The organism is Pseudoalteromonas piscicida (genome assembly GCF_002208135.1).
Taxonomy (GTDB): domain Bacteria; phylum Pseudomonadota; class Gammaproteobacteria; order Enterobacterales; family Alteromonadaceae; genus Pseudoalteromonas; species Pseudoalteromonas piscicida_A.
This window is the reverse complement of the sequence record NZ_CP021646.1, coordinates 452,336-477,175: the sequence shown is the minus strand read 5'-3', so window position 1 is coordinate 477,175 and position 24,840 is coordinate 452,336. Positions and strand designations below refer to the sequence as shown.

The window sequence follows — 24,840 nt, the reverse complement described above, 5'->3', positions numbered from 1 at the left end:
AAGAGAGCGATAGATAACGGAAATGAGACTCTGTATCACTAAATGCACAAATCATCTAATTTAGTGCGGATAGATTTAAGCTCACCATCCCAACTTAACCTGATTTCGTGTAATATGCCCGTTTTTTAAGTCGAGAGAAAAGAGAGCGTCGATGCAAAATAACATGCCAGACATTGCACACAATGCTAGTGCGTTACAAACAGGAACTTTAGACTGGGTAGGCATGGGTAACATAGAGTTGCCTTTAGTATTAGAAAGCAAAGGCCTAAATCAAGTTACTGTTACAGCCAAAGCCGATGCATTTGTTAATTTGCAAAAAGAAGACGCAAAAGGCATTCACATGTCACGCCTCTTTCTCGCACTCGATATTCTTTCTTGTGAGCAAGTACTTACACCAAGCACTCTAAAACAGCTGCTAGATAACTTTTTAAGTACACATAGTGACTTAAGTACAGGCGCAAAAGTAACATTGCGGTTTGAGTTGCCGATCAGACGTCCTTCGCTTTTAAGTAAAAAAATGGGATGGAAATCATACCCAATTACCCTTGATGCAACGTTGAATAACGGTATTTTTAAATTGGAGCTAGCACTTGATGTTGCCTACTCGTCGACTTGTCCCTGTTCAGCCGCACTATCACGTCAGCTGATCCAAAATGCTTTCCAGCAAAGCTTTGACGGTAAACAATTAGATTTCCATAGTGTGCATGATTGGCTAGGTAGCACAGAAGGGATCGTTGCAACACCTCATTCTCAGCGCTCAATTGCAAATATAAAAGTTAAACTTATAGATAATTGTAATGAGTTTGAGATTTTAGAGCTGATCGAATTGGTTGAAAACGAGTTGAAAACTCCCGTTCAAGCTGCAGTAAAACGAGAAGATGAACAAGAGTTTGCGCGTCTTAATGGCCAAAACCTAATGTTTTGTGAAGATGCAGCCAGGAAGTTAAAAGCATTACTAAACCAGCAAACCTATTCAGATTTCTACGTAAAGATAAACCATTACGAATCTCTTCATGCCCATGACGCAGTGGCTTATGCTGTGAAAGGGGTTGAAGACGGCTACAGCGTTTAATTTATTCCGCTCCGTTTGCTATTAATCAGAGCTAGTTCATAGCTCTGATTAATCTAAACCCTATATTCAATCTAGTCAGCACAATATTACTTTCAGTTACCTACTCAACGGTGAGTACTGTTTAATTTTCGAATAAACTGTTCAACTAGTACCTCTTGGTTATCAAGAGCCTGCTCTGTTTTTTTCATCGTCTCATGCGTCTTACGCGCACTTTCCATAGACTCATCCGCAAGGCCGGAAATTGTCACTGCATTTGCGTTAAGCTCATTAGAAACACTCGACATTTCTTCTGTGGATGTTGCAATTTGATAGTTCAACCCCGAGATTTCATTTACTATCGTATTTATCGTTTCAAGGCTCACTTTAGTGCCTTCGGCCTTTAATACACATTCAGAAGAGCGTTCTACTCCACTTTGAATTGCTGTAACTGCCCTTTCTGCGCGCTGTCTCAAATCAGCAATAATGCCGTTAATTTCAGCGGTGGAATCTTGGGTCCTTTGCGCAAGCGCTCTTACCTCATCAGCAACAACCGCAAACCCTCTGCCTTGTTCACCTGCACGTGCAGCCTCTATAGCTGCATTTAAAGCGAGTAAGTTGGTTTGCTCGGAGATCCCACGGATCACGTCGACAACCCCTTCAATGTTAACCGTTTGCGCATTAAGATCTTCTATATCTTTTTGTGTGCGAGATAACTCTTCCGATAAGGCATAATTATTCTCCATATTGTCATCAACAGCTTTATTGCCTTTAACAACAGATTCAAGCGCTGCTTCTGATTGCTGCGCTGCATTGTTAGTATTAGAGGCTATCTCACCAATCGACACTGTCATCTGATTAATTGCTGTTGCTAATGAACCGGTTTGCGCTTGCTGTCGATTTAAAATATCAGAACTCGTTTTGCATTCTTGCACCGTTTTGGTTGCGTACTCTGAAACCGTGGCACTAGCATCTTTAACACGTCCAAGCACAGCTCTTAGTTCGGATTCTCTAGCGAGTAATGCAAGCTCTATAGATGCGACATCATTGACCTTATTAAGATACACCTTTTGCATCAAAGGATTATCGTATACTTTTTTTGCTTTTTCGCTGAGCGATCGCACTGGAGCAAGCCGAGAATAAGTGACAAATAAAACAGTAAGAGTAAGCAGGGTTTCAGCTAGGTAATTCCAAGGTGATGACAAAGTCGAGACCAGCATGCTTAGAGCATAGAAAACGACGATTATTGCCATCATTTGCGCAGATAAAGACCAAGAGGATCGAGTAAATTTACTTAGTGACACACCGTTATTTAAATCGGCATAGATGCCCTCTGCACGATTAACGACTTCCCGGCTTGGTTTCGTCCTCACTGATTGATATTCAACCGTTTTTCCGGATGAATCTTTGATAGGGGTGACAAAAGCATTGACCCAATAGTGATCGCCATTCTTGCAGCGGTTTTTAACCATTCCCATCCAAGGTTTGCCCGCTTCGATATAGTCCCATAGGTTCTTGAAAGCGGCTTTAGGCATTGTTGGATGCCTGACTATATTATGGGGCTTCCCTTCTAACTCACTAAGTGAAAACCCCGCAACTTCACAAAACTGTGAATTCGCATACTTTATCTGACCTTTTACATTCGTCGTTGAAAGCAGATTGTAAGAACTGGGATAATCATTCTCTTTTCCTGTGTAATCAGCTCTACCTTTTGTCATAGCTCACTCTCGATTAAAAAGGGCAATAGATAATAAATTATTACTTTCTTAAAAATCGTAAGAAATTTCACTGAAAGACTGATTGAGGCCATAGTGAAATATGATTTGATACCAATTTGCTTAATACTTGTTTAATTTAAAGGGGTTAGTATTAAGAAAAATTGATATGAATACTTAACGAACAGCAGAAAGTTAATATAAAAGCTAGCAGAGTTCTGAACTTAAACAACTAAGATACGAAAAATTTAGAAATTCGCCTGATGACGATATAAGATGAATATGAAGAGTAAGTGGCGTCCCCTAGGGGATTCGAACCCCTGTTACCGCCGTGAAAGGGCGGTGTCCTAGGCCTCTAGACGAAGGGGACGCAGAAATTGTTTTGCAAATCACTGATTTGCAATTTCTGTGTTAGATTAGACCGAGCCAGCGAGGCGAATGGCCTTATCAAAAACAGAAAGTTTTCTGTGTCACTAGGACTTTATTTAGCTGTTTATGCTCTTGCTAACCGAGTTTACTTACCAAAGTAAGTGGCGTCCCCTAGGGGATTCGAACCCCTGTTACCGCCGTGAAAGGGCGGTGTCCTAGGCCTCTAGACGAAGGGGACGCAGAAATTGTTTTGCAAATCACTGATTTGCAATTTCTGTGTTAGATTAGACCGAGCCAGCGAGGCGAATGGCCTTATCAAAAACAGAAAGTTTTCTGTGTCACTAGGACTTTATTTAGCTGTTTATGCTCTTGCTAACCGAGCTTACTTACCAAAAGTAAGTGGCGTCCCCTAGGGGATTCGAACCCCTGTTACCGCCGTGAAAGGGCGGTGTCCTAGGCCTCTAGACGAAGGGGACGCAGAAATTGTTTTGCAAATCACTGATTTGCAATTTCTGTGTTAGATTAGACCGAGCCAGCGAGGCGAATGGCCTTATCAAAAACAGAAAGTTTTCTGTGTCACTAGGACTTTATTTAGCTGTTTATGCTCTTGCTAACCGAGTTTACTTACCAAAGTAAGTGGCGTCCCCTAGGGGATTCGAACCCCTGTTACCGCCGTGAAAGGGCGGTGTCCTAGGCCTCTAGACGAAGGGGACGCAGAAATTGTTTTGCAAATCACTGATTTGCAATTTCTGTGTTAGATTAGACCGAGCCAGCGAGGCGAATGGCCTTATCAAAAACAGAAAGTTTTCTGTGTCACTAGGACTTTATTTAGCTGTTTATGCTCTTGCTAACCGAGCTTACTTACCAAAAGTAAGTGGCGTCCCCTAGGGGATTCGAACCCCTGTTACCGCCGTGAAAGGGCGGTGTCCTAGGCCTCTAGACGAAGGGGACGCAGAAATTGTTTTGCAAATCACTGATTTGCAATTTCTGTGTTAGATTAGACCGAGCCAGCGAGGCGTATGGCCTTATCAAAAACAGAAAGTTTTCTGTGTCACTAGGACTTTATTTAGCTGTTTATGCTCTTGCTAACCGAGTTACTTACCAAAGTAAGTGGCGTCCCCTAGGGGATTCGAACCCCTGTTACCGCCGTGAAAGGGCGGTGTCCTAGGCCTCTAGACGAAGGGGACACAATTAAAAACAACTTCGCACTCGAGGCGTTGTCATTTGAATTATGTACTAGGACATATGCACTAACGATAAATTGGTGGAGCTAGACGGGATCGAACCGTCGACCTCTTGCATGCCATGCAAGCGCTCTCCCAGCTGAGCTATAGCCCCATAATAGTCAGACCTGAACTGCTAGCCTGTATCGCTGAGTGCGGGGCGCATTCTATGCAGGAGCAAAAATAAAGTCAACAACTTTTATGAAAGTTTTTTCTAACTGATTCATTTTGAATCAAGAAGCGTAGAATATAACCAAACCACTCCCCTTTGCAAGCCTAACACCTTGAATTGGATTATTTATTACACAATTTAAAACACATCATTAAAACAAAAAACGCATAGTTACCGCATCATTACTTTATTTGGTTCAAACCCAAATAGGCCAAAGTGATTTACGGCTCTTTTCCTTTTCCGCATGTTTTTTCCGCATGTTTTTTCCGCATGGTATCCAACCTTGCTTAATTCCGCGCTATAACATGCAAGCTCAGCAACTTATTTTCCTCAGAATAAGATGATTCTTGGACTAAAAATATAAGACTCCCCACCTCTTCTATAATGAAGAGCTTAAAGCATTGAGCATAAAAACATCACACAGTATAGTTTTTTAAAGTTAAGTGTTGACTCTTTTCAAACTAAACCTATAATACCGCCCCACAACGGCAGACGTTGTAATACAATTTGGGTTGTTAGCTCAGTTGGGAGAGCATCGCCCTTACAAGGCGAGGGTCACTGGTTCAAGTCCAGTACAACCCACCACTTTATTTTTTTGGATAGAGTGGCCGATGCAAAGCATCGCACTAAGCCTGAGCAAGGCAAGGGTCACTGGTTCAAGTCCAGTACAACCCACCATAACTCTATTCAAGAGTATAAATTGAAACACAATTTGGGTTGTTAGCTCAGTTGGGAGAGCATCGCCCTTACAAGGCGAGGGTCACTGGTTCAAGTCCAGTACAACCCACCACTTTATTTTTTTAGATAGAGTGGCCGATGCAAAGCATCGCACTAAGCCTAAGCCTGAGCAAGGCAAGGGTCACTGGTTTAAGTCCAGTACAACCCACCATAACTCTATTCAAGAGTATAAATTGAAACACAATTTGGGTTGTTAGCTCAGTTGGGAGAGCATCGCCCTTACAAGGCGAGGGTCACTGGTTCAAGTCCAGTACAACCCACCACTTTATTTTTAGATAGAGTGGTCGATGCAAAGCATCGCACTAAGCCTGAGCAAGGCAAGGGTCACTGGTTCAAGTCCAGTACAACCCACCATTACTCTATTCAAGAGTATAAATTGAAACACAATTTGGGTTGTTAGCTCAGTTGGGAGAGCATCGCCCTTACAAGGCGAGGGTCACTGGTTCAAGTCCAGTACAACCCACCATAACTCTATTCAAGAGTATAAATTGAAACACAATTTGGGTTGTTAGCTCAGTTGGGAGAGCATCGCCCTTACAAGGCGAGGGTCACTGGTTCAAGTCCAGTACAACCCACCATAACTCTATTCAAGAGTATAAATTGAAACACAATTTGGGTTGTTAGCTCAGTTGGGAGAGCATCGCCCTTACAAGGCGAGGGTCACTGGTTCAAGTCCAGTACAACCCACCACTTTATTTTTAGATAGAGTGGTCGATGCAAAACATCCCAGTAAGTCTAAGCAAGGCTAGAGTCACAGCTTTAAATCCAGTACACCAAACCACTTCACTTTCTGTACAGTCGTTATTACTTTTTACATACTCAAAAATCACATCAAAATGATTAAGCTTGAACCTGCCATTAAGTCCATAGAAACAACCTCGTTTTTCTCATTTATTAACTAATTAGTTACTCTACTAAGTCTCCCAAATTTTTGTTATACCCTTAACTATTTTGCCACTAACCCCAGTAAATAGTTGGGATACGCTAAATAGACTAACCTACTAAAAATGAGTTAATTTTTGTTTTCAAAACTACACCTAAGTACTAGACTAGAAGCAAAGCCATTGTCTAAAAATTGTTTCTATGTCAGCTCCATCTATTCAAAATGCCAAAATGTTAATCGTTGAAGATCAACCATTGGCATTGAGCTATATGAAACAATCTTTGGAACAGTTAGATTTCAGAAATTTAAAATTTGCAGAGAGTGCAGACAGTGCAAAAGAGCTTTGTACTATCAATAAGTTCGATCTCATCGTATGCTCTTTTGGTTTAACAAAAAAGCAAAATGGCTATCAATTCTACGAAGAGTTACGCTACAAACAATTAATTCGCTCAAGTACTGCTTTTATTTTTATTTCTTCTGAAACTAGCCCCGAGTTAGTCCACAGCGTCATCGAACTCCAACCCGATGACTTTTTAGTTAAGCCTTTTTCTATAAAAGAACTACAAAACCGTATAGAACGAGTTTTAAAGCGTAAACAGGCTTTAAGGCATATAAACTTGCTTGTAGACGATAAGAACTACTCTAAGGCCTTGAAAGCATTAGACTCAGAGTTAGACAACAAAGAGCATAACTACACTTCCCTACTCCTAAAGCTAAAAGGAGAACTTTTACTGAGGCTCAATCAATTAGAGGAAGCAAAGTCTTTTTACAAATCAGTTCTAGCTCTGCAAAAGTTTACGTGGGCAAAACTAGGCTTGGTCGAGGCGCTCATTACCAACAATGAAGATGTTATCGCTCAAAAGATGTTGAAAACCTTAATAGAGCGACCAGAAACTCGTCTTCCTGCGCTCGATTTATTGAGCAAACTCGAAATAAAGCTAAATCAATATGAGAATGCTCAGCAATTGTTAGAGCAAGCAATTGAGATGGCACCAAGAAATATAAATAGGCAACAGTCACTTGGTCGAGTTGCGCAAATTAATCACGACTATGAAGCCAGCTATAAAGCACATAAAGATATAGCAAGTTTCGCGCGCTACTCTATCCATGACAAACCAGAAGTGTATTTGAACGCCGCACGAGCAGGAATAGATTTTGCTCTGAGTACCGATCAATCAGACCAAGTCACTCGTCTCACAAGACAAACGCAACAATACCTGAGTGATTTAAAACAACAATTTCCAAACGCACAAACCCAAGCGCAAATCGATGTCCTCAACGCCCGCGTCCATTATCTAAAAGATGAGCATAAAAAAGCGAAACAACTGCTAGAACAGTTAGAAGATGAACCCGTTATTCGCTCGGTAGATTCCACTTTAGACAAAGCAAAAGCACTACATGAGGTGGGATTAAACCACAAAGCTCAGGAGCTATTTAGTCAAGTTATTGCACACTGTGAGCGCCATAACTCAAGTGCAGATCCCGTCACAATGCATTATCTTTATCAGCAGCAGCAAGAGAAAAAAGAGATCACTATGGGCCCAAGGGAGCTCAATAATCATGCAGTCACACAGTTTAATAAAGGACAATATGAAACCGCTTTAGAGGCATTCACTCAAGCATTTAGAATTATGCCTAAAAACTCAGGAATAGCGCTAAATTTACTGCAATGTATGAGTGATAGTTGTGCTAAGTCAGGAAGTACTTTTAATTCCAATTTAGCAAAGCGTTGTACTACCTTGCTAAATCAGTCTGAGTTGGATAGTGAACAGCAGATCCGCTACGGTAAACTCAAAGCTAAACTAAATGAAATGAAACTCGACTTTGAGTAATCACTTGTTTTATCGCAATTGAGTTATTTCTTTTCCATTGCAAGGGCATTAACACAATAACGCAGTCCACTTGGTTCAGGGCCATCAGGGAATACGTGACCTAAGTGGCTATCACACACATTACAAGTGATTTCGACGCGCGTCATTCCATGGCTCTTATCGCCATGATATGCCACAGCTTCCACTGCTGCAGGCTGTGTAAACGAGGGCCAACCAGAGCCACTATCAAACTTTTCTTCGGCATCGAATAACAGCTCGCCACAGCATACACAGTAGTATTTACCAGGTTCAAAAAGCTGACAACTTTGTGAGCTAAACGGGCGTTCAGTCCCCTTTTTCCTGGTGATCATGTAAGTTTCTGGAGCAAGCTCTGATTGCCATTGCTGGTCCGATTTATCAACTCTGCGAGGCGCAACAGGATTACCATTTCTGGCAAAGTTTAGTATATCTAACCACTTTAACATCTCAATTCTCTCTCTTGTTTACTTCTGTCTTTTGCTCTTCAACAGGAAGTGGCCAATCGCCAAAAAAGCAGCTTAGATAGCGACTTTTAATTAAATATAAAAGTACCCAACTCACCAGTACAATTTGTACGGCAATATAAGGAGAAAAACTATAATGGGTTTTCCCAGCTTGCAGGATCAACCACGCCAAATCGAGTACCGCTGTTAATATAAGTGGCAAACGCATATAACGCCAGACGGCAGCGAGCTTTGGAGAGCTTGTTGGACGCCTAAGCGAAAACACAACTGTAGGTATGAGCGCAATACAAGCGATCCCGGTCGCGACGAAAAAGTGAAACTTAGACTCAAAGAATAGCGACATCAAATCCAAGTCGGGGCGTCGTGCAAGTGCAGAAAACCCCCAAATGAGCAACGGGCGAAGCAACACGACCAGCGCTAAATTAAAAGCGATTGGCGTACGATAAACGCCATATTTATCCCAGTATTCAGGGCCGTATCGTATTACAGGTTTCATTTTACTACTCGTATTTGTTTAACAGTGCGATCAGCGCCTCTTCATCGAACACCTCAACACCTAGCTCTTGTGCCTTGGTGAGCTTAGAGCCTGCTTTTTCGCCGGCATAAACCGCATCCGTATTTTTCGACACACTACCCGCGACCTTAGCGCCAAGTGCTTGCAACCTCGATTTAGCATCGTTGCGGTTCAATTGGCTCAAGGTTCCAGTCAACACATAAGTTAGTCCTGCTAAGGGTTGTGTATCCTCTGACGGTGCTGCCACATCTTGCCAAGTTACACCCACTTCAATCAATGCAGTTACCACTTCTTGATTGTGCTGCTCGGCAAAAAAGCTATGAATGTGCTGCGCAACAACCACACCAACATCACTTACTTGCTGTAGAGTATCAATGGAGGCGGCCATCACTTTTTCAAGCGTCAGGAAGTGATTTGCCAAGTTTTGTGCTGTCGCTTCACCAACTTCTCTGATCCCAAGGGAATACAAAAATTTGGCTAACGTTGTTTGCTTTGCTTCCTCAAGCGCCGCAACCAAGTTTTTAGCAGACTTTGGTCCCATACGTTCAAGAGACTCAAAATGCCCTTGTCTTAAGATAAACAGATCGGCAGGCGTCTTGATTAGCTCGCGCTCAACTAACTGCTCAACTATTTTGTCGCCAAGGCCATCTATGTCGAGGGCCTTTCTCGATGCAAAGTGCTTAATTGCTTCTTTACGTTGTGCACGGCACACTAAACCGCCAGTACAACGCGCAACCGCCTCCCCTTCAACTCGTTCAACATGAGAATCACACACCGGACAAGTATCTGGGAACTCAATCTCTTTGGCGTCATCAGGACGCCTATCTAAAACGACCTGAGTTACCTGAGGGATCACATCCCCAGCTCGGCGTACAATAACGGTATCACCAATCTTTACACCTAAACGCGCAATTTCATCACCATTATGAAGCGTGGCATTCGATACCGTAACACCGCCAACAAAAACAGGCTCTAAGCGTGCGACGGGCGTGATCGCACCGGTACGACCGACCTGAAACTCAACATCAAGCAGCTGAGTGATCTCTTCTTGTGCTGGGAACTTAAATGCAATCGCCCAGCGCGGCGCGCGAGCAACAAAGCCAAGCTGCTCTTGTTGCGCTTTATCATTCACTTTGATCACTACGCCGTCAATTTCATAGGGAAGCTCAGCACGGCGCGTCATGATATCTTGATAATAAGCCAAAGCTTGTTGTGCATTATCAACAAGTTTTGTCTCAGGGCTCATTGGCAAGCCCCAACCTTGTAATTGCTGTAGCTGAGCATAATGCTCGTTGGCCAGCTCACCGCCTTCAACCAAGCCCATAGAATATGCATAAAACATCAACGGACGCTTAGCGGTGATTTTCGAGTCTAATTGGCGCAGACTTCCCGCTGCCGCATTTCTTGGGTTTGCAAAAGTCTTATCACCTTTCGCTTGCGCCGTTTCATTTAGCTTAATGAAACCCGCAGTATCCATAAAAACTTCACCACGCACTTCTACTTCATGTGGAATATGATCTCCACGCAGTTTAAGCGGAATGTTACGAATGGTTTTGACGTTCTCCGTAATGTTTTCCCCAACTTGACCGTCTCCCCTTGTCGCCGCTTGAACGAGCACACCATCACGATACAAAATAGACACCGCCAAGCCATCGAGCTTTGGTTCACAGCAAAAAGTAACATCTTTACTTGTCAGTAGGCGCTCTTTCAAACGGCGATTAAATGCCGTAAATTCACTCTCGTCGAAGGCATTATCAAGCGACAACATAGGTACTCTGTGTGTTACTTGCTCAAACTTGCTAAGCGCTTCACCACCCACTTTCTGCGATGGGGAATCAGGACTTTGTAACTCAGGATGCTGCTGCTCAAGCGCCATCAACTGGCGCATTACACGATCATATTCCGCATCAGGCACACTTGGGTTATCTAGAACATAATATTGGTAATTGTAATCTTCGAGTTGCTGCCTAAGAGCTGCAACTTGGCTTTCAATGTTGTCTGACATTTAAACCTCTAAACGTAAAAAGCCACCAGCAGATGCCAGTGGCTTAAAAATGATTCTAAGTAGCGATTAAGCGGCGAATTCACGCACTTTTTCAACATAACCACGCACGGCTTCAACCGTTAACGGTTCGCGGTCTTTATCAAGTACCGTTGCGCCAAACTCTTCAGCTAGTTTTTTCGATGCACTGTGAAGCATATTAAATGCAGCCAAGTTATCGCCTTCACAAGGTAAGGTCATAAATAGGCTAATGCCAGCTGTGCTAAATTGTTCCATGTTATCGATGTCAAACGTACCTGGGTTGTACATGTTTACCAATCTAAATAACACAGGACCGTTTCCGGACGGCTCTAAATGGCGATTGAAGAAGCCCTCATCAGAATATTTAAATCCAAGGCTTAACACGGTTGGTAACAACCTTGAACCTGCCATTTTCAGGCCTTCAGGCATTTCAACATGAAGAATAATAAAGTCTTGTGGCTCTATCGCATTCTCTTCAGGCTCAGCCTCTTCAGATCCACTGCTCTCGGTTTGCACCTCGGTTTCAGGCGCTTCCGTTGCTATAATGCCCTCAGTCGCAGGCTCATCATCCACCGCACTAAAGGTCATCTCTCCAATTTCAGGTTCGTCAGGCTCTTTATCATGATTTGGCGTTTGCTCTTTGAGTTCATTGGGCTCCTTTTTTGACACTTTATCGCTGCTCTTCTTACGAACAGACCAAAGTCCATGTATGAGTAACCCGCCTATGACCAACGCACTGATCACGATTAATGCCCATCTTAACTCTGTGGCCATTGCTCACCTTTTTTGTTGTTATGCCTGTGCCATTTGCACCGCTTGTTCTATATCTACGGCAACCATACGCGACACCCCAGGTTCTGCCATGGTTACCCCCGTCAGTCTACCCGCCATTTCCATAGCGACCTTATTATGACTGATATAAATAAATTGCACTGTTTGCGACATCTCTTCAACCAAACGACAAAATCGCCCTACGTTTGCGTCATCAAGCGGTGCATCTACTTCATCCAGCATACAGAATGGGGCTGGATTAAGCCTGAATATTGAAAACACCAATGATAATGCGGTCAGCGCTTTTTCTCCACCACTTAACAGATGAATTGTCGAGTTTTTCTTACCTGGCGGCCTCGCCATGATAGAAACACCACTTTCGAGTAGGTCATCGCTAGTCAATTCTAGATATGCACTCCCCCCACCAAATACTTTAGGAAACAACTCAGCTAAGTCTTCATTTACTTGATTAAAGGTGGCACTGAAACGGGTTTTGGTCTCTTTATCAATTTTTCTGATCACCGCTTCTAACGTTTCTAACGCATTAGTGAGATCATCTAGCTGTGTATCTAAATAGGTTTTACGTGCCTTCGCCTCTTCAAACTCTTCAATTGCCGCTAAGTTTACAGCCCCTAACTTACCAAGATCATTACTGACTCGACTCAAATTGGCTTGATACTGGCCCAAGTTTGCGTCTTCGGGTAATTGCGCCAGTTCCGCTTTTAGCGTCCGACCAAGCTCCTGCAAGGGTTCAAGTGCCGCTTGCGCCTTTATCATCAAGCTTTGCTCTTCAAGTTTCACTTGTTGCAAAGACGCATTGAGTTTACTCACTTCGCCTTGTGCATCTTTTAATGCAGCTTGTTTTTGGGAGAGGTTTTCCTTGGCTTGGTTGAGCGTATCCAACATCGTTTGCTTTTGCGCCTTGGCTTCTAAATGTTGGGCGAGCAATAATTCAATGTCTTCATGCGCCTCCGCGAGCGGCTCTTCACAAAGTAAAATATCTTCTTGTGTTTGCTCGATGCGCTGATTTATTTCATCGTGACGATGTTGCAAGTGTTCTAACTTAGAATTGCTGAGCTGTAGCTCACTTTCTGCCTGCTGCGACGTAAGTTTAGTCGTATGAACTAATTGCTGCGCTTCTTGTAATGCGGCGCGTCGAGATTGACTATGTTGTTTAAACTCAGTCAACTTAGCCTCGGCCAGTTGTTGTGTTTCTTGTGCTTGCGCTAGTAACTCATCACGTTGTAATTGCTGTTCAGTATAAAGTTCAAGTTGTTCGATGACCTCAGCTCGTTCTTGAGCAATGATATCAAGTTGTTCCTGAATTTTTTGTCCTAGCTCACGCCAAGCGCTCAGATTCTCATCCAGCATTTCAACTTTAGTTTTATGGCTGGCGATTGCTTGTGCCTTTTCGTGAACGCATTGCTGTGTTTTCAACAAGCAAGCTTGCGTGTCCTCAAGGGCAATGCGTTTTTGTGCTACAACCTGCTCGGCCTCTTCAGCGAGTTTTTGCAGGTGAGAAAGCTGAATATGGCATGACTGCAATTGGGCATAGCGTTTTAACGCACCACTCTCTTCATTGCTTTTCGCTTTTGCCTTAAAGTTATCACCCACAATAACACCACTTTTCGTCACACCGAGAAGGAATTGTTCACACGATCTAAAGTCCGTAGGTTCAGCGCATAATTTTATTTTTGATAAAAAACTGGGAAACAGTCCTGAGCTTATTTTTGTCGCGATTGAATCACAGGGAACTTCGAGTTCGATGGGCCATAGCGTATTTATTTCGCTTTGCTCGACGACTAAATGCGTTAACCCAAGCAATGCCGCTTCCACGCATTCTTCATACCCAGACTCGACAACAAGTTGCGATAACATAGTCGTAGCTGAAGTCTCAGACGCTTCGTTTGCCCAGCGTGATAACGCCTTTATTTCAGATTGCACTTCTTGTAACGCCTGAAGCGCTTTTTGAGCATGACTTTCCGCCAGTAAGATTTCCTCTTTATTGGCTTGCTCTTGGCTTTGCAACTTACCAGCTTGGCTTTGTAATTTAGCCATCGCTTGAACTAGCTGATGATGTGCATCCTGAGCTTCAGCCAAGTCATTTTCCAACATAGATGCGCGATGCGCTTCGGCCTGTTCCTGCAGCTCAACCAGACGCTTCTCTATGTGCAGTTTAGCTTGCTGTTGTTGCGCTAATTGGCTTGCCCCTTGCTGTACCTTAGCATGTATTTGTTGGTACTGCTTCTGTGCGCTACTAAACTGCGCTTCTAACTGAGTTTGCTCGGCGTCACTTTGCTCGTTTGTGAGCTGAATTTCTTCCAATTGCAATAGCGCAATCTCAAGTTGTTCAGAAACTTCATCGACTTTTTCAGCACTGCTCGCCACATACTCGGCTTGCTCGTCTTGCGCCTCAATCACTTCTTGCTGTTGCGATTTCAGTATTTGAGACTGCTCAATAAGCTGACGCTTTTTATCTGTTAGATTGACTTTCTGTTGCTCAAGCGTTGCCAACTGGGTTTCAATTCGGTGCACGCTATGTTGTGCTTGCTCATAACCATCATTGAAATGCTTAATTTCATGTTCTAGCGTCGCCAAAATGCTGTCATGGCCACTGTGAGCTTCATTGAAAAATGCTAATTTTTCGTTGAGTTTGGCGATTTCTTTGGCTTTTATTGCCTGCTTTTGCTCAAGGCTTTGCCATTTTAAAATTGCTATCCACGACTTTAAGTCTCGCTCCTGCGACTTTAAAGACTTATATTCGCTCGCCTGTTGTGCTTGAAGTGCCAGTTTATCTAGCTGGCCCTGGAGCTCTTGCCTAACATCGAGCAAACGCTCCATGTTTTCGCGGGTACTTTTGATCCGGGTTTGGGTTTCTCGACGACGCTCTTTATATTTTGAAATTCCAGCGGCTTCTTCTAAAAAAACTCTCAACTCTTGCGGCTTACTTTCAATCAAGCGAGAGATCATCCCTTGCTCAATGATTGCGTAACTACGAGGACCTAAACCGGTACCTAAAAAGATATCCGTGATATCGCGCTTACGGCACTTACTACCATTTAAAAAATAAAGAGACTGGCCGTCTCGCGTCACTAAACGCTTAATGGCAATTTGATTACGATCTGCAAACGTGCCGGGCAACCGGCCTTGGGTATTATCAAAAATCAGTTCTACAGAAGCTTGCGAGATAGGTTTACGTTTGGTTGAACCGTTAAAGATAACATCCGTCATGGCATCGCCACGGAGGTTTTTCGCTGAGCTTTCACCCAGTACCCAGCGAACCGCATCAATAACATTAGACTTACCACAGCCGTTTGGCCCAACCACACATGTCATCTGGTCAGGAAACGGGATCTTGGTTGGCTCTACGAAAGATTTAAAGCCGGCCAGTTTGATGCTGCTCAGTCGCATAGCTTATTATTGTTGTTCGCGGTTACTTTTGAGAATAAGGCAATTCATTAGCAAGATCTACGACTTAGCTATGGCAGCGTTTAATATTATCCAAAATGATCCCAGTAGCCATCGCCACATTCAATGACTCAGCACCGCCAAACGCAGGAATAGTCACCTTTTTATTGATGTGAGCCGCTATGCTATCGCTAATACCATGAGACTCGCTGCCCATTACTAACACGGCGTTACGACTAAATTGGCACTGATGCACACTTTCACCGCCAAGGAATGCACCATAGCACTCGCCTTGATATTGTTGTAAAAAGGCCTCGAGATCGGTTCTCACCACATTAACGCGCACAAATGAGCCCATGGTGGCACTGATCACTTTAGGGTTAAATTGATCCGCGCAGTTTTCGCTCACCACGAGCTGCGTTAATCCATACCAATCGGCAAGGCGAATAATGGTACCGAGATTACCTGGATCTGATACCCCATCTAGTGCCAACACCAACCCAGCAGTATTAATTTCTTCTGTTGGCGGCATTGCAACGACCGCTATCGCCGCATTATTTGACACTAAAGTGCTCACCTTGCTCAGCACTTCCTCTTCTGCTTCTACGCAGGCGATATTGACGAGTTTGGATTTATACTTTGTCATGAACTCACTGGTCGCGAACAACTGTTCAACGGCCAACCCAGCATCAACTAACTCAATCACATTCTTCTCGCCTTGTACTAAATACAGACCATGTTGTTTGCGATATTTTTTTTGCCCTAAAGCACGAAGTAGTTTTTGTTGATTCTTGGAGATCATGTGCACCTCAAAAGTTGGATTCACCATTATACCTGTTCAGTATCAGATAAAAAGCGTTTCAACGAGGCATTAAGCTAAGAAATTATGTTATCTTGTGCCGAAGGACACACTAGGCAAAGAGGTAATCATGTCACCTGAGCTAACGCTTATTTTACTCAACTTTATTCTACTTTTTGTGGCATATGTATTCGTTTACCCCAAATTAAAAGAGAAAAGCCTCGCCAGTATCAGCAAACAAGATTTATTGGTTACTGCGGTTTCTCTAGCCGTGTCTGGGAGTTTGTACTATGGCAAGGATATCGAATTTTCGTTAATGTTTTTTGAGAGTAACTGGGTGGTGTTTACGATTGTCGCATTTAGCGTGATTGAAATCCCATTTCTGCTTTGGTTTAAACGTCGCTATAACGTTAAGTTTGGAGAGTGAGTGTCACACTCCCCAAATTTACTTAATTTGAGGTTTAAGCTAGCTGGTTGAGGTTTAAGCTAGCTGGTTTTTATATCTATTCACAGTCCAATTTTGCTTGAGCTTCGCAACGCATTTGCGCATTAGCCAAATCAGCTCCGCCCAGACAAAAATCAATTCTCATCAACTTTTCTTCCCGACCGAGGTGCTGTGTATCAATAGGAGACCATTGCCAGCTTTTAATAAGTTGTTTAGCGTGCTTAGCCAATGTTTTGGATGGAATGCTAGCAATTTGTTCGATATCTTCAGTTTTTCCATCAGCATCAATCATCACCTTGAGTACGGTACATCCAGCAAGTTTGCGCTTTGCCAATGCAGGTGGATATTTAGGTATGCTGTTACCTTTCTTTTGCCAGATAGAAGCTTCTATAGATGGGCTTAGCTGGGTTGACTTTACATCACCATGTAATGTCTTGGCCTCAGCTTCCCAACAGGTGCCCGCAACCAATACACTGATCAATAATTGAACTTTCATAAATATTCCTTTTTATATTTATCAAATAAAGGTTCCACTCTACTTCTTATTCATTGGAAAGCCAAAGCAATAGTTGCTTTGACTTCCATAGGCAGCTCACTCAGCTCGCTTTTCGCGCCCAAGCAACGCCATTGCGGCTTCTTTCACATCTTTTTGCTCATAAAGTACTTGATAGATCTGCTCGGTGATCGGCATTTCAATACCAGTACGTTTGGCAAGTAGATAAACTTCTTTGGTATTGCGATAGCCTTCGACTACCTGACCTATACTCGACATGGCCTCGTCGACCGATTTTCCCGTGCCAAGTGCAAGACCAAAGCGGCGATTACGCGACTGGTTATCCGTACAAGTAAGGATTAGGTCACCAAGTCCCGCCATACCCATAAAGGTCTCAGAACGCGCACCTAACGCACATCCTAAACGACAAAGTTCAGCGAGTCCTCGGGTGATAAGCGCAGTTCTGGCATTCGCACCAAAACCAAAGCCGTCAGACATGCCCGCACCAATTGCAATAACGTTTTTGACCGCGCCGCCAAGCTGAATACCAATAAAGTCTTCGTTGCTATATACCCTAAACGAGCGGCCGCAATGCAATAGCTCAGCGAGTTCTTCACGGAACTTTGCGCAAATCGAAGACACTGAAATAGCAGTAGGTAATCCCGCGGCCATTTCTTTCGCAAAAGTAGGTCCACTTAGCACCGCCAACGGCACATCATCACCCAACACATCCAGTGCAACCTCTTGCAATAGTCGCCCAGTATTTGGTTCAAGCCCCTTGGTTGCCCAAGCTACTTTTGCATTCTCAAGTAGCATAGGTTTAATCTTCTTCAAGGTGTCTGCAAACGCATGACTTGGCACAACCACCAAAATACACTCGCTAGACTTAACAGCCGTTTCTAAATCGGCCTCAAGTTCAAGCGTGTTTGGAAACTGGATGTCAGGAAGATAACGTTGGTTTTTACGCTCAGCTGCTAGCGCCTCAACGTGTTCGCTATTGCGCCCCCACAATGTCACTTGGTGACCATTTCGGGCAAAACAAATAGCAAGGGCGGTGCCATAAGACCCCGCCCCTAATACAGTTACAGCTGATTTTGCTGTACTCATCAATTATGCATCAGCAGTTTGCTCAGGTTGTGCTTGAGCTGCACGCTGCTGCATATACTGAGCAAATAATGCATCAAAGTTAACTGGCGCAAGGTTTAACTGTGGGAAAGTACCACGGTTAACTAGGCTAGCTACCGCTTCACGCGCATATGGGAATAGGATGTTAGGACAGAATGCACCTAACATGTGTGCCATTTGCATTTCTTCAAGATCTGCAATTGCAAAGATACCAGCTTGTTGGATTTCACATAGGAATGCGGTTTCCTCACCGATAGTTGCCGTTACTGTTAGCGCTAAAACGACTTCAAATACGTTGTCGTCAAGCTTTGCTGAACGTGTGTCCATGTCTAGCTTAACTTCTGGTGTCCACTCTTTTTGGAAGATACCTGGTGAGTTTGGCGTTTCAAACGATACGTCTTTGGTGTAGATACGTTGAATGTTGAACTGAGCGCCTTCTTGTTGTTGTTCTGCTGCTGCTTGGTTTTGTTCTGCCATGATAATTTCCTAAATTCTGTTGTGATCCTGCTAGTTCCTAGCAGTCATTATAAAAAGTAAGCTGAGCCAAAGCTCAATCAATCTTATGCTTGTAATAACTTGTCGAGTTCGCCCTGCGCTTCAAGCGCCATCATATCGTCGCAACCACCAATATGGCGCTCAGCGATAAAAATTTGTGGAACAGTATATCCACCGTTGGCTTTTTCGATCATCTCGTCACGAAGCTCAGGTTGTGCACCAATATCATACTCAGTGTATGTGACACCTTTTGCATCTAATAGTGCTTTTGCACGATGACAAAATGGACAATAGTCTTTGGTGTAAATTACGACTTGGCTCATCATAGACCTCAGTTATTTTCCGTTAGAGATTGGTAAACCCGCACTTTGCCATGCGCCAATACCACCTGATAATACGTACACTTGCTCGAATCCAGCTTTGTGCATGTTATCAGCAACAGCAGATGCCGTCATACCTGTGTTACAGACCAATATAATGGGCTTAGATTTATGTTTTTCAAGACCAGCAAAATCTTTTTGCTTGAGTTTTTCCGCATTCACCTGCTCAGAACCTGCAATGTGACCTTGGTTAAACTCTTTTGCTGCACGCATATCGAGTACCTGACCATCTTGGCGGTTAACCAGCATAGTCAACTGCTGGGGATTAATTTGTCTAATTTTAGAAAACTGACTCTTAAACCAACTACTCACTAACATCGCGGCTAACACAACCCAAATGATGCTAAGTACCGGATGGTTACCTAAAAACGCAACGTATTGTTCCATTAATTTATCAACCAAAAAATTATTAAACGATAAAGTGGCAGCAAGTATACCTGCTTTATTCTCGACAAAACAGACTTGTTCAACATGAGCAAATATCAATCTCAAAGTCGATAATTCATCACTGTGGGGCTGAATATTCATACAAAAACAGGTATTCTACTTGTCAGCAACCAGAGCAAGCTTATGGAGGCGCTGCACCCAAGTTAGTGAACCTAACATTGTAGCGTTTGCTGTAAGACATCAACATCGTGCCTAATTCAGGATTTCAGGAGCGCAAATGACAGCTAAGAAAAAGCCATTGGTATTAATGATTTTAGACGGTTGGGGCTATCGCGAGGAAAGCGAGAGCAATGCTATTTTAGCAGCCAATACCCCAGTATTAGATGAACTATGGCGCTCTGCTCCGCACACCTTGATTTCAGGTTCAGGCCTTGATGTTGGTCTACCTGATGGGCAAATGGGAAATTCCGAAGTTGGCCACGTTAACCTAGGTGCAGGACGTGTGGTTTATCAAGACTTCACGCGGATCACTAAAGCGATTGACGATGGTGAGTTTGAGCACAATCCTGCTCTGGTTGAGAATATCGACAAAGCAGTGGCAAAGGGCAAAGCCGTTCACCTGATGGGATTATTGAGCCCAGGTGGCGTTCACAGCCATGAAGACCACATTGTTGCAGCAATTAAATTAGCAGCTGAGCGCGGTGCAACCGTTTATTTGCACGCATTTTTGGATGGCCGCGATACACCACCTCGTAGCGCACAAGCGTCAATTGAGAAAATGGAAGCCTTGATGCAGTCACTCAATTGTGGCCGCCTAGCGTCTATTATTGGTCGCTACTATGCTATGGACCGTGACAATCGTTGGGACCGCGTCGAGTCGGCTTATAACTTGATGGTAAGTGGTGACGCTGATTTTACTTATAGTAATGGCGTTGAAGCGCTACAAGCAGCTTACGCTCGTGATGAAAATGATGAGTTTGTTAAAGCATCAGTGATCACCGCAGAAGGACAATCAGCAGCAACTATCAATGATGGTGATACGGTTATCTTTATGAACTTCCGTGCAGACCGAGCGCGCCAAATGACCCGTGCTTTTGTCGATGCTGACTTTGACGGCTTCGAAAAACGCAAAGCACCGGACCTAAGTGCGTTTGTTATGATGACTGAGTACGCCGCCGACATCAAAGCCCCTATCGCTTTCGCGCCTGAAGCACTTGTCAATGTGCTAGGTGAATGGCTAGCTAAGCACAACAAAACTCAGCTGCGTATTTCAGAAACAGAAAAATATGCTCATGTCACTTTCTTCTTTAGCGGCGGTCGCGAAGATCTCTTTGAAGGTGAGAAGCGTGAACTTATTCCTTCTCCACAAGTTGCCACTTACGACTTACAGCCAGAGATGAACTCAGAAATGCTAACTGATAAGTTAGTTGAAGCCATTCATAGCGGTGAATTTGACGTCATTATCTGTAACTACCCGAATGGTGACATGGTTGGACACTCGGGCGTATTTGAAGCTGCGGTGAAAGCATGTGAAGCCGTTGATAAGTGTATCGGTCATGTGGTTGCAGCGTTAAAAGAAAGCGGTGGCGAAGCACTTATTACCGCTGATCACGGTAATGCTGAGCAAATGCAAAACCCTAAAACAGGTCAAGCTCATACCGCTCACACTAGTGAGCCTGTACCATTTATTTATGTGGGTCGTGATGCCGAGCCACAAGCAGGAAAAGCACTAAGCGATGTTGCACCAACAATGCTGCATTTACTTGGTATGGAGCAGCCTAGAGAGATGACTGGCACTCCAATTATGCGTTTAAAATAACGGTCTGCCTGTATGCCGTTAAAAACGACATTTCACTATGCCGCACTTCTCGGTGCGGCGTTACTCATGGCAACAGCGCCCGCTGTTGCCAACGAATCTAGAACCAAACAAGACTTAAGCGAAGTTCAACAACAACTCAAAGCCAGTCAACAAGCATTAAAAAAACAGCGCGGTGAAATTAATAGTCACGAAGCAAAGCTCAAAGCCTTCGAACTTGATATTGCCAAAAGTGCCAAAGCTATCTCACTCACAGAAGTTGGAATTAAAGAAAACCAAATCGAACAGGCTGAACTTAAAAAGCAAGAAAGTTCGCTGCTAAACGACAAGAAAAAATTTGAAAAGATCCTTGCGGCTCAGCTAAAAAGTGCCTATATGACGGGCTCTCATGATTATTCCAGAATGTTACTTAATCAAGAGCATGCATCAAAGCTAGAGCGCACCATAGCCTATTATGATTACTTAAATAAAGCACGGATTAAACAGCTCGAACAGCTGAAATCTATCGGCCAAGAATTGGCGCAGACTCAAGCAGAATTAGCACGAACACAAGCACGCTTAGAAGCACTACAAAACCATCAGAATGAACGATTAGAAGCGCTCAAACAAGCGCAGCAAGAACGCCAAAACCAACTCGAGAATCTAAACAATAAACTCAGTGAAACACGCTCTGCTATCGCGTATTTAAAAGAGAATGAGCAAACCTTAATCCAAACCTTAGAAGAGCTTGCCAAGGCGCAAAAAGAAGCCGAAGTACGTTTAGATGGGTTAGCCAAACTCAAAGGCAAAATGAGTTTACCGACCAAAGGTCGCATTAAACATAAATTTGGCCAAAGCAAACATGCAGGCATGAATTGGAAAGGCGTCCTGATTGGTGCAAATGAAGGCGCTGAAATAGCGAGTGTCGCCCCCGGTCAAGTTGTGTATGCAGATTGGTTGAACGGCTTTGGCTGGGTTATTGTGCTCGATCATGGTCATGGCTTTATGAGCCTATACGGCCACGCTCAAACGCTACTTCGCGATGTTGGCGATCAAGTTCGCAGTGGTGAAGTGATCGCTTTGGTAGGACAAAGCGGCGGACAAAGAGATCCTGGTCTATACTTTGAGATACGGCATAAGGGAAGCGCTGTAGATCCGATAAAATGGTGCAGATCCAGTTAACTGAATAACCCGTGCTGCACCTTGATGAGGAGCAGCACATGAATAGACAAACCCGTTTTTACGCGCTTGCAGCGCGCTATGTTGCATTATTAAGCTTCCTACTTTTGTTAAGTTTTAGCGCTTTTAGTCACGCGTCTACACAAAAGTTTTCGGCTCAAGAAATCGATGAAATCCTGTATCATATCCACACCTATTATGTTGAGGACTTGCCTCTCAGTCGCTATAACGCAGGCAACTTATCGAGCCTCTTTGATAATTTAGATCCCTACTCTAAATACCTCAACGAGGAAGACTTGGAATCCATCTTCAGTGCAGCAAATGGGCGCTACACGGGGCTTGGTATTGAAGTCAAAGAGCAAGATAATTACGTGATTATCTTGGATACCCTGCCCAACTCACCTGCAGCTCAAGCAGGAATAGAGAGCGGTGATAAACTCCACGCAATCAATGGCGCTAATGTCGCGGGCAAATCGATAGAAGAAGTGTCTGCCCTACTCAAAGCCGCAAATAAAAACCTCATCAATTTAGTGGTATTAAGACAAGACGAACTGGTTGCACTTGAGCTTAAACGTCAAGAGATAGTTATTGAAAGTGTCGCCAGTAAACTACTAAACGACGGTACCGGTTTTTTAAGCGTCAACAGTTTTAATCATCACACTTATCACGATGTTGCAAGACACATAAATCGGCTACAAGTACAGTTAGGCAGCCCGTTGAAAAAATTAGTTATTGATTTACGTGACAACCCCGGCGGCACACTTAATAGCGCAGTGGCAATCTCAGATCTTTTTCTAGATAGTGGCACAATCGTCACTACCAAAGGCCGCTTCTATGACGCCAATCAGGCTTACATTGCAAAGCGGGGAGATATTTTAAATGGTGCGCCTATTTTGGTGTTAATCAACAATAATTCCGCTTCAGCGGCCGAGATTTTAGCCGCCGCACTCAAGGATAATAAACGTGCCTTAGTCGTTGGCTTACGTTCCTATGGTAAAGGCTCGGTTCAATCCTTGATCCCGATTGGCAATGGTACTACTGCATTAAAGTTAACGACAGCGAGATACTACACACCAGCAGGTACATCAATTGAAGGTAAAGGCATAGAGCCAGATGTATATTTTACCAAACAAGCGCTTTCCCTGTTGGATAAAAGCGCTATAATCACTGGTGAAGAATCAATCAAAACAACAGGTATTGAACAGCTAGCATCGCATTGGCCTAAGGCGCTAGCGTTAGTTCAATCACAGTAAATAATAACGGCCCTGTAGGGCGGTAAACTATAATAATAATTTGTGTGCTAAAAAAAATAATCGGGATAATACTGGCCTGCATGACCTTTGCAGTGCCAGCAAAACAGTTTGCCATTGTTATTGACGATATTGGCAATCATCAACGTGACTTAGAGTTGCTGTCATTACCGGGTGGGATCACCTTTTCGATCCTGCCTCATACGCCTTTTTCTCAACAATTTGCTTTTGCAGCCAGCCGCCAACAACGAGAGCTTTTATTACATGTGCCAATGCAAGCACAGGACTCAGAAAAAGCTCTTGGTCCGGGCGCATTAACGACCGATATGGAGAAGTGGCAGTTGCAAATGACACTTGGCAATGCGCTATCGACACTGCCTCAGGTTAAAGGCGTAAACAATCACATGGGCTCAGCATTAACTGAACAAATAGAGCCAATGAAATGGACTATGGAAATATTAAAAAAGCGCGGATTATACTTTTTGGATAGCCGTACTACGAGCCACAGTCAAGCCCAGTATGCAGCCAACCTCTATGGCGTAAAAAACGTTGCTCGGCAGGTTTTTCTAGACAATGACACATCACCTGAAGCACTAAATAGGCAATGGCAACATATGCTTAAACTACTTGCTAATCATGAGCATGTTATTATTATTGCGCACCCATATAAGGAAACCGCAGCCTTTCTTGCAGACAAGTTAGCTGAGCTTGAAAGTATTGATGCCAAGCTTGTTCCCGTGTCTCAACTGGTTGAACAAAAATATGTACGACTTGCAGAAATTGCTGAACAACACGCTATTTCCGGGCAATTACGACTCCAAGAATAAAGATTAACAATGATTATCATCAGAAAGTTTCAAAGCGGCGAAGAAGCCGTGTTACGCAAGCTTATGTTTGACACAATACGCTCGATAAATATACAGCATTACTCCAATAGCCAAGTTAATGCATGGGCACATAGCGACGTTGCCGATAAAAGCTGGCAAGACCGGTTAAGGAGTAATCAGCCCCTTGTCGCCGTGCTAAATGGTAAAATTGTTGGCTTTGCCGATATCCAAGCTGGTGGCCTTATTGATCACTTTTTTTGCCATGCTGAACATCAAGGCCAAGGCATAGGTAAAGCACTTATGCTCGCTCTCTTAGAACAAAGCAAAAAAATCAACACAACACACTTATTTTCCCATGTTAGTAAAACGGCTAAACCTTTCTTTGAACATTTTGGTTTCCAAGTGGTGAAGGAACAACAAGTGAATGTTCGTGGCGAAGTGTTAACCAATTATCTGATGGAAAAGGATATGCCCGCCCGCTAGCAGG

The 24,840-nt window shown here is 43.6% G+C and carries 20 protein-coding genes and 13 tRNA genes; 14 read left to right on the top strand and 19 right to left on the bottom strand.

The window, feature by feature from the left end:
* Positions 1–151 precede the first annotated feature (151 nt).
* A complete protein-coding gene (folE2, locus tag B1L02_RS02300) occupies positions 152–1,072 on the top strand; it encodes a GTP cyclohydrolase FolE2 (RefSeq protein ID WP_088529754.1) in 921 nt (306 codons plus the stop codon).
* A gap of 104 nt (positions 1,073–1,176) precedes the next feature.
* Here the strand turns inward: folE2 and B1L02_RS02295 are convergent, their stop codons facing one another.
* The 8 genes from B1L02_RS02295 to B1L02_RS02260 all read right to left on the bottom strand — a co-directional run bounded on the left by B1L02_RS02295 (position 1,177) and on the right by B1L02_RS02260 (position 4,470).
* Positions 1,177–2,766: a PAS domain-containing methyl-accepting chemotaxis protein gene (locus B1L02_RS02295; RefSeq protein WP_088529753.1), complete on the bottom strand. Its 1,590-nt coding sequence runs from the start codon at positions 2,764–2,766 to the stop codon at positions 1,177–1,179.
* Positions 2,767–3,057: 291 nt separating this feature from the next.
* Positions 3,058–3,133 (bottom strand) — tRNA-Glu (locus B1L02_RS02290).
* Between the two features lie 161 nt (positions 3,134–3,294).
* Positions 3,295–3,370: transfer RNA gene (locus B1L02_RS02285), tRNA-Glu, on the bottom strand.
* 162 nt (positions 3,371–3,532) lie between these two features.
* Positions 3,533–3,608: transfer RNA gene (locus B1L02_RS02280), tRNA-Glu, on the bottom strand.
* Between the two features lie 161 nt (positions 3,609–3,769).
* Positions 3,770–3,845: transfer RNA gene (locus B1L02_RS02275), tRNA-Glu, on the bottom strand.
* A gap of 162 nt (positions 3,846–4,007) precedes the next feature.
* Positions 4,008–4,083, bottom strand: a tRNA-Glu gene (locus B1L02_RS02270).
* A 160-nt stretch (positions 4,084–4,243) separates the two neighbouring features.
* Positions 4,244–4,319, bottom strand: a tRNA-Glu gene (locus B1L02_RS02265).
* A gap of 75 nt (positions 4,320–4,394) precedes the next feature.
* Positions 4,395–4,470, bottom strand: a tRNA-Ala gene (locus B1L02_RS02260).
* A 566-nt stretch (positions 4,471–5,036) separates the two neighbouring features.
* On the opposite strand from B1L02_RS02260, the gene B1L02_RS02255 reads away from it, so the two are divergent.
* The 7 genes from B1L02_RS02255 (at position 5,037) to B1L02_RS02225 (ending at position 7,980) form a co-directional block, all read left to right on the top strand.
* Positions 5,037–5,112: transfer RNA gene (locus B1L02_RS02255), tRNA-Val, on the top strand.
* A gap of 129 nt (positions 5,113–5,241) precedes the next feature.
* Positions 5,242–5,317 (top strand) — tRNA-Val (locus tag B1L02_RS02250).
* 135 nt (positions 5,318–5,452) lie between these two features.
* Positions 5,453–5,528: transfer RNA gene (locus B1L02_RS02245), tRNA-Val, on the top strand.
* A 127-nt stretch (positions 5,529–5,655) separates the two neighbouring features.
* Positions 5,656–5,731, top strand: a tRNA-Val gene (locus tag B1L02_RS02240).
* A 36-nt stretch (positions 5,732–5,767) separates the two neighbouring features.
* Positions 5,768–5,843: transfer RNA gene (locus B1L02_RS02235), tRNA-Val, on the top strand.
* Between the two features lie 36 nt (positions 5,844–5,879).
* Positions 5,880–5,955, top strand: a tRNA-Val gene (locus B1L02_RS02230).
* A 393-nt stretch (positions 5,956–6,348) separates the two neighbouring features.
* Positions 6,349–7,980, top strand: a complete 1,632-nt coding sequence (locus B1L02_RS02225; protein ID WP_088529752.1) for a response regulator — start codon at positions 6,349–6,351, stop codon at positions 7,978–7,980.
* Positions 7,981–8,003: 23 nt separating this feature from the next.
* On the opposite strand, the gene msrB is transcribed toward B1L02_RS02225, so the two are convergent.
* The 6 genes from msrB to B1L02_RS02195 form a co-directional block, all read right to left on the bottom strand.
* On the bottom strand, positions 8,004–8,444 hold the full coding sequence (gene msrB / locus B1L02_RS02220) for a peptide-methionine (R)-S-oxide reductase MsrB (RefSeq protein ID WP_010378832.1): 441 nt from the start codon (positions 8,442–8,444) through the stop codon (positions 8,004–8,006).
* Position 8,445: 1 nt separating this feature from the next.
* Complete coding sequence (locus B1L02_RS02215; protein ID WP_088529751.1) at positions 8,446–8,958, bottom strand: DUF2919 domain-containing protein; 513 nt, start codon at positions 8,956–8,958, stop codon at positions 8,446–8,448.
* Between the two features lie 4 nt (positions 8,959–8,962).
* Positions 8,963–10,981, bottom strand: coding sequence for an NAD-dependent DNA ligase LigA (gene ligA / locus B1L02_RS02210; RefSeq protein ID WP_088529750.1), 2,019 nt, complete (start codon positions 10,979–10,981; stop codon positions 8,963–8,965).
* 66 nt (positions 10,982–11,047) lie between these two features.
* Positions 11,048–11,773, bottom strand: a complete 726-nt coding sequence (zipA, locus tag B1L02_RS02205) for a cell division protein ZipA (RefSeq protein ID WP_088529749.1) — start codon at positions 11,771–11,773, stop codon at positions 11,048–11,050.
* Between the two features lie 18 nt (positions 11,774–11,791).
* Complete coding sequence (locus tag B1L02_RS02200; protein WP_088529748.1) at positions 11,792–15,181, bottom strand: AAA family ATPase; 3,390 nt, start codon at positions 15,179–15,181, stop codon at positions 11,792–11,794.
* 64 nt (positions 15,182–15,245) lie between these two features.
* Complete coding sequence (locus B1L02_RS02195; RefSeq protein ID WP_174694546.1) at positions 15,246–15,980, bottom strand: TrmH family RNA methyltransferase; 735 nt, start codon at positions 15,978–15,980, stop codon at positions 15,246–15,248.
* Between the two features lie 127 nt (positions 15,981–16,107).
* Here B1L02_RS02195 and B1L02_RS02190 point away from each other — a divergent pair, with 127 nt between their 5' ends.
* The gene (locus tag B1L02_RS02190) at positions 16,108–16,404 is read left to right on the top strand and encodes a hypothetical protein (protein WP_088529746.1); all 297 of its coding nucleotides are present in this window, start codon (positions 16,108–16,110) and stop codon (positions 16,402–16,404) included.
* A gap of 76 nt (positions 16,405–16,480) precedes the next feature.
* On the opposite strand, the gene B1L02_RS02185 is transcribed toward B1L02_RS02190, so the two are convergent.
* From B1L02_RS02185 to B1L02_RS02165, 5 genes are all read right to left on the bottom strand, one after another.
* Positions 16,481–16,918: an energy transducer TonB gene (locus B1L02_RS02185; protein ID WP_088529745.1), complete on the bottom strand. Its 438-nt coding sequence runs from the start codon at positions 16,916–16,918 to the stop codon at positions 16,481–16,483.
* Between the two features lie 96 nt (positions 16,919–17,014).
* Positions 17,015–18,022: an NAD(P)H-dependent glycerol-3-phosphate dehydrogenase gene (gene gpsA / locus B1L02_RS02180; protein WP_088529744.1), complete on the bottom strand. Its 1,008-nt coding sequence runs from the start codon at positions 18,020–18,022 to the stop codon at positions 17,015–17,017.
* A 3-nt stretch (positions 18,023–18,025) separates the two neighbouring features.
* Positions 18,026–18,517: a protein-export chaperone SecB gene (gene secB, locus B1L02_RS02175; RefSeq protein ID WP_088529743.1), complete on the bottom strand. Its 492-nt coding sequence runs from the start codon at positions 18,515–18,517 to the stop codon at positions 18,026–18,028.
* An 83-nt stretch (positions 18,518–18,600) separates the two neighbouring features.
* Entirely contained in the window at positions 18,601–18,858 is a 258-nt protein-coding gene (gene grxC / locus B1L02_RS02170; RefSeq protein ID WP_010378807.1) for a glutaredoxin 3, read from the bottom strand.
* Between the two features lie 12 nt (positions 18,859–18,870).
* Entirely contained in the window at positions 18,871–19,302 is a 432-nt protein-coding gene (locus tag B1L02_RS02165; RefSeq protein WP_010378806.1) for a rhodanese-like domain-containing protein, read from the bottom strand.
* Between the two features lie 277 nt (positions 19,303–19,579).
* Between B1L02_RS02165 and gpmM the strand changes: the two genes are divergently transcribed.
* The 5 genes from gpmM to B1L02_RS02140 all read left to right on the top strand — a co-directional run bounded on the left by gpmM (position 19,580) and on the right by B1L02_RS02140 (position 24,836).
* A complete protein-coding gene (gene gpmM, locus B1L02_RS02160) occupies positions 19,580–21,121 on the top strand; it encodes a 2,3-bisphosphoglycerate-independent phosphoglycerate mutase (protein ID WP_088529742.1) in 1,542 nt (513 codons plus the stop codon).
* Between the two features lie 12 nt (positions 21,122–21,133).
* On the top strand, positions 21,134–22,279 hold the full coding sequence (locus B1L02_RS02155) for a murein hydrolase activator EnvC family protein (RefSeq protein WP_088529741.1): 1,146 nt from the start codon (positions 21,134–21,136) through the stop codon (positions 22,277–22,279).
* A 38-nt stretch (positions 22,280–22,317) separates the two neighbouring features.
* Positions 22,318–23,529: a S41 family peptidase gene (locus tag B1L02_RS02150; RefSeq protein WP_088529740.1), complete on the top strand. Its 1,212-nt coding sequence runs from the start codon at positions 22,318–22,320 to the stop codon at positions 23,527–23,529.
* Between the two features lie 80 nt (positions 23,530–23,609).
* On the top strand, positions 23,610–24,353 hold the full coding sequence (locus B1L02_RS02145) for a divergent polysaccharide deacetylase family protein (RefSeq protein WP_088529739.1): 744 nt from the start codon (positions 23,610–23,612) through the stop codon (positions 24,351–24,353).
* Positions 24,354–24,362: 9 nt separating this feature from the next.
* Entirely contained in the window at positions 24,363–24,836 is a 474-nt protein-coding gene (locus B1L02_RS02140) for a GNAT family N-acetyltransferase (protein ID WP_088529738.1), read from the top strand.
* The last annotated feature ends 4 nt before the right edge of the window (positions 24,837–24,840 follow it).

What these genes read in the sequence shown, in the direction of transcription:
- folE2 (WP_088529754.1), top strand. Translation starts at nt 152, where the DNA reads ATGCAAAATAACATGCCAGACATTGCACACAATGCTAGTGCGTTACAA.
- B1L02_RS02295 (WP_088529753.1), bottom strand. Translation starts at nt 2,766, where the DNA reads ATGACAAAAGGTAGAGCTGATTACACAGGAAAAGAGAATGATTATCCC.
- B1L02_RS02225 (WP_088529752.1), top strand. Translation starts at nt 6,349, where the DNA reads ATGTCAGCTCCATCTATTCAAAATGCCAAAATGTTAATCGTTGAAGAT.
- msrB (WP_010378832.1), bottom strand. Translation starts at nt 8,444, where the DNA reads ATGTTAAAGTGGTTAGATATACTAAACTTTGCCAGAAATGGTAATCCT.
- B1L02_RS02215 (WP_088529751.1), bottom strand. Translation starts at nt 8,958, where the DNA reads ATGAAACCTGTAATACGATACGGCCCTGAATACTGGGATAAATATGGC.
- ligA (WP_088529750.1), bottom strand. Translation starts at nt 10,981, where the DNA reads ATGTCAGACAACATTGAAAGCCAAGTTGCAGCTCTTAGGCAGCAACTC.
- zipA (WP_088529749.1), bottom strand. Translation starts at nt 11,773, where the DNA reads ATGGCCACAGAGTTAAGATGGGCATTAATCGTGATCAGTGCGTTGGTC.
- B1L02_RS02200 (WP_088529748.1), bottom strand. Translation starts at nt 15,181, where the DNA reads ATGCGACTGAGCAGCATCAAACTGGCCGGCTTTAAATCTTTCGTAGAG.
- B1L02_RS02195 (WP_174694546.1), bottom strand. Translation starts at nt 15,980, where the DNA reads ATGATCTCCAAGAATCAACAAAAACTACTTCGTGCTTTAGGGCAAAAA.
- B1L02_RS02190 (WP_088529746.1), top strand. Translation starts at nt 16,108, where the DNA reads ATGTCACCTGAGCTAACGCTTATTTTACTCAACTTTATTCTACTTTTT.
- B1L02_RS02185 (WP_088529745.1), bottom strand. Translation starts at nt 16,918, where the DNA reads ATGAAAGTTCAATTATTGATCAGTGTATTGGTTGCGGGCACCTGTTGG.
- gpsA (WP_088529744.1), bottom strand. Translation starts at nt 18,022, where the DNA reads ATGAGTACAGCAAAATCAGCTGTAACTGTATTAGGGGCGGGGTCTTAT.
- secB (WP_088529743.1), bottom strand. Translation starts at nt 18,517, where the DNA reads ATGGCAGAACAAAACCAAGCAGCAGCAGAACAACAACAAGAAGGCGCT.
- grxC (WP_010378807.1), bottom strand. Translation starts at nt 18,858, where the DNA reads ATGAGCCAAGTCGTAATTTACACCAAAGACTATTGTCCATTTTGTCAT.
- B1L02_RS02165 (WP_010378806.1), bottom strand. Translation starts at nt 19,302, where the DNA reads ATGGAACAATACGTTGCGTTTTTAGGTAACCATCCGGTACTTAGCATC.
- gpmM (WP_088529742.1), top strand. Translation starts at nt 19,580, where the DNA reads ATGACAGCTAAGAAAAAGCCATTGGTATTAATGATTTTAGACGGTTGG.
- B1L02_RS02155 (WP_088529741.1), top strand. Translation starts at nt 21,134, where the DNA reads ATGCCGTTAAAAACGACATTTCACTATGCCGCACTTCTCGGTGCGGCG.
- B1L02_RS02150 (WP_088529740.1), top strand. Translation starts at nt 22,318, where the DNA reads ATGAATAGACAAACCCGTTTTTACGCGCTTGCAGCGCGCTATGTTGCA.
- B1L02_RS02145 (WP_088529739.1), top strand. Translation starts at nt 23,610, where the DNA reads ATGACCTTTGCAGTGCCAGCAAAACAGTTTGCCATTGTTATTGACGAT.
- B1L02_RS02140 (WP_088529738.1), top strand. Translation starts at nt 24,363, where the DNA reads ATGATTATCATCAGAAAGTTTCAAAGCGGCGAAGAAGCCGTGTTACGC.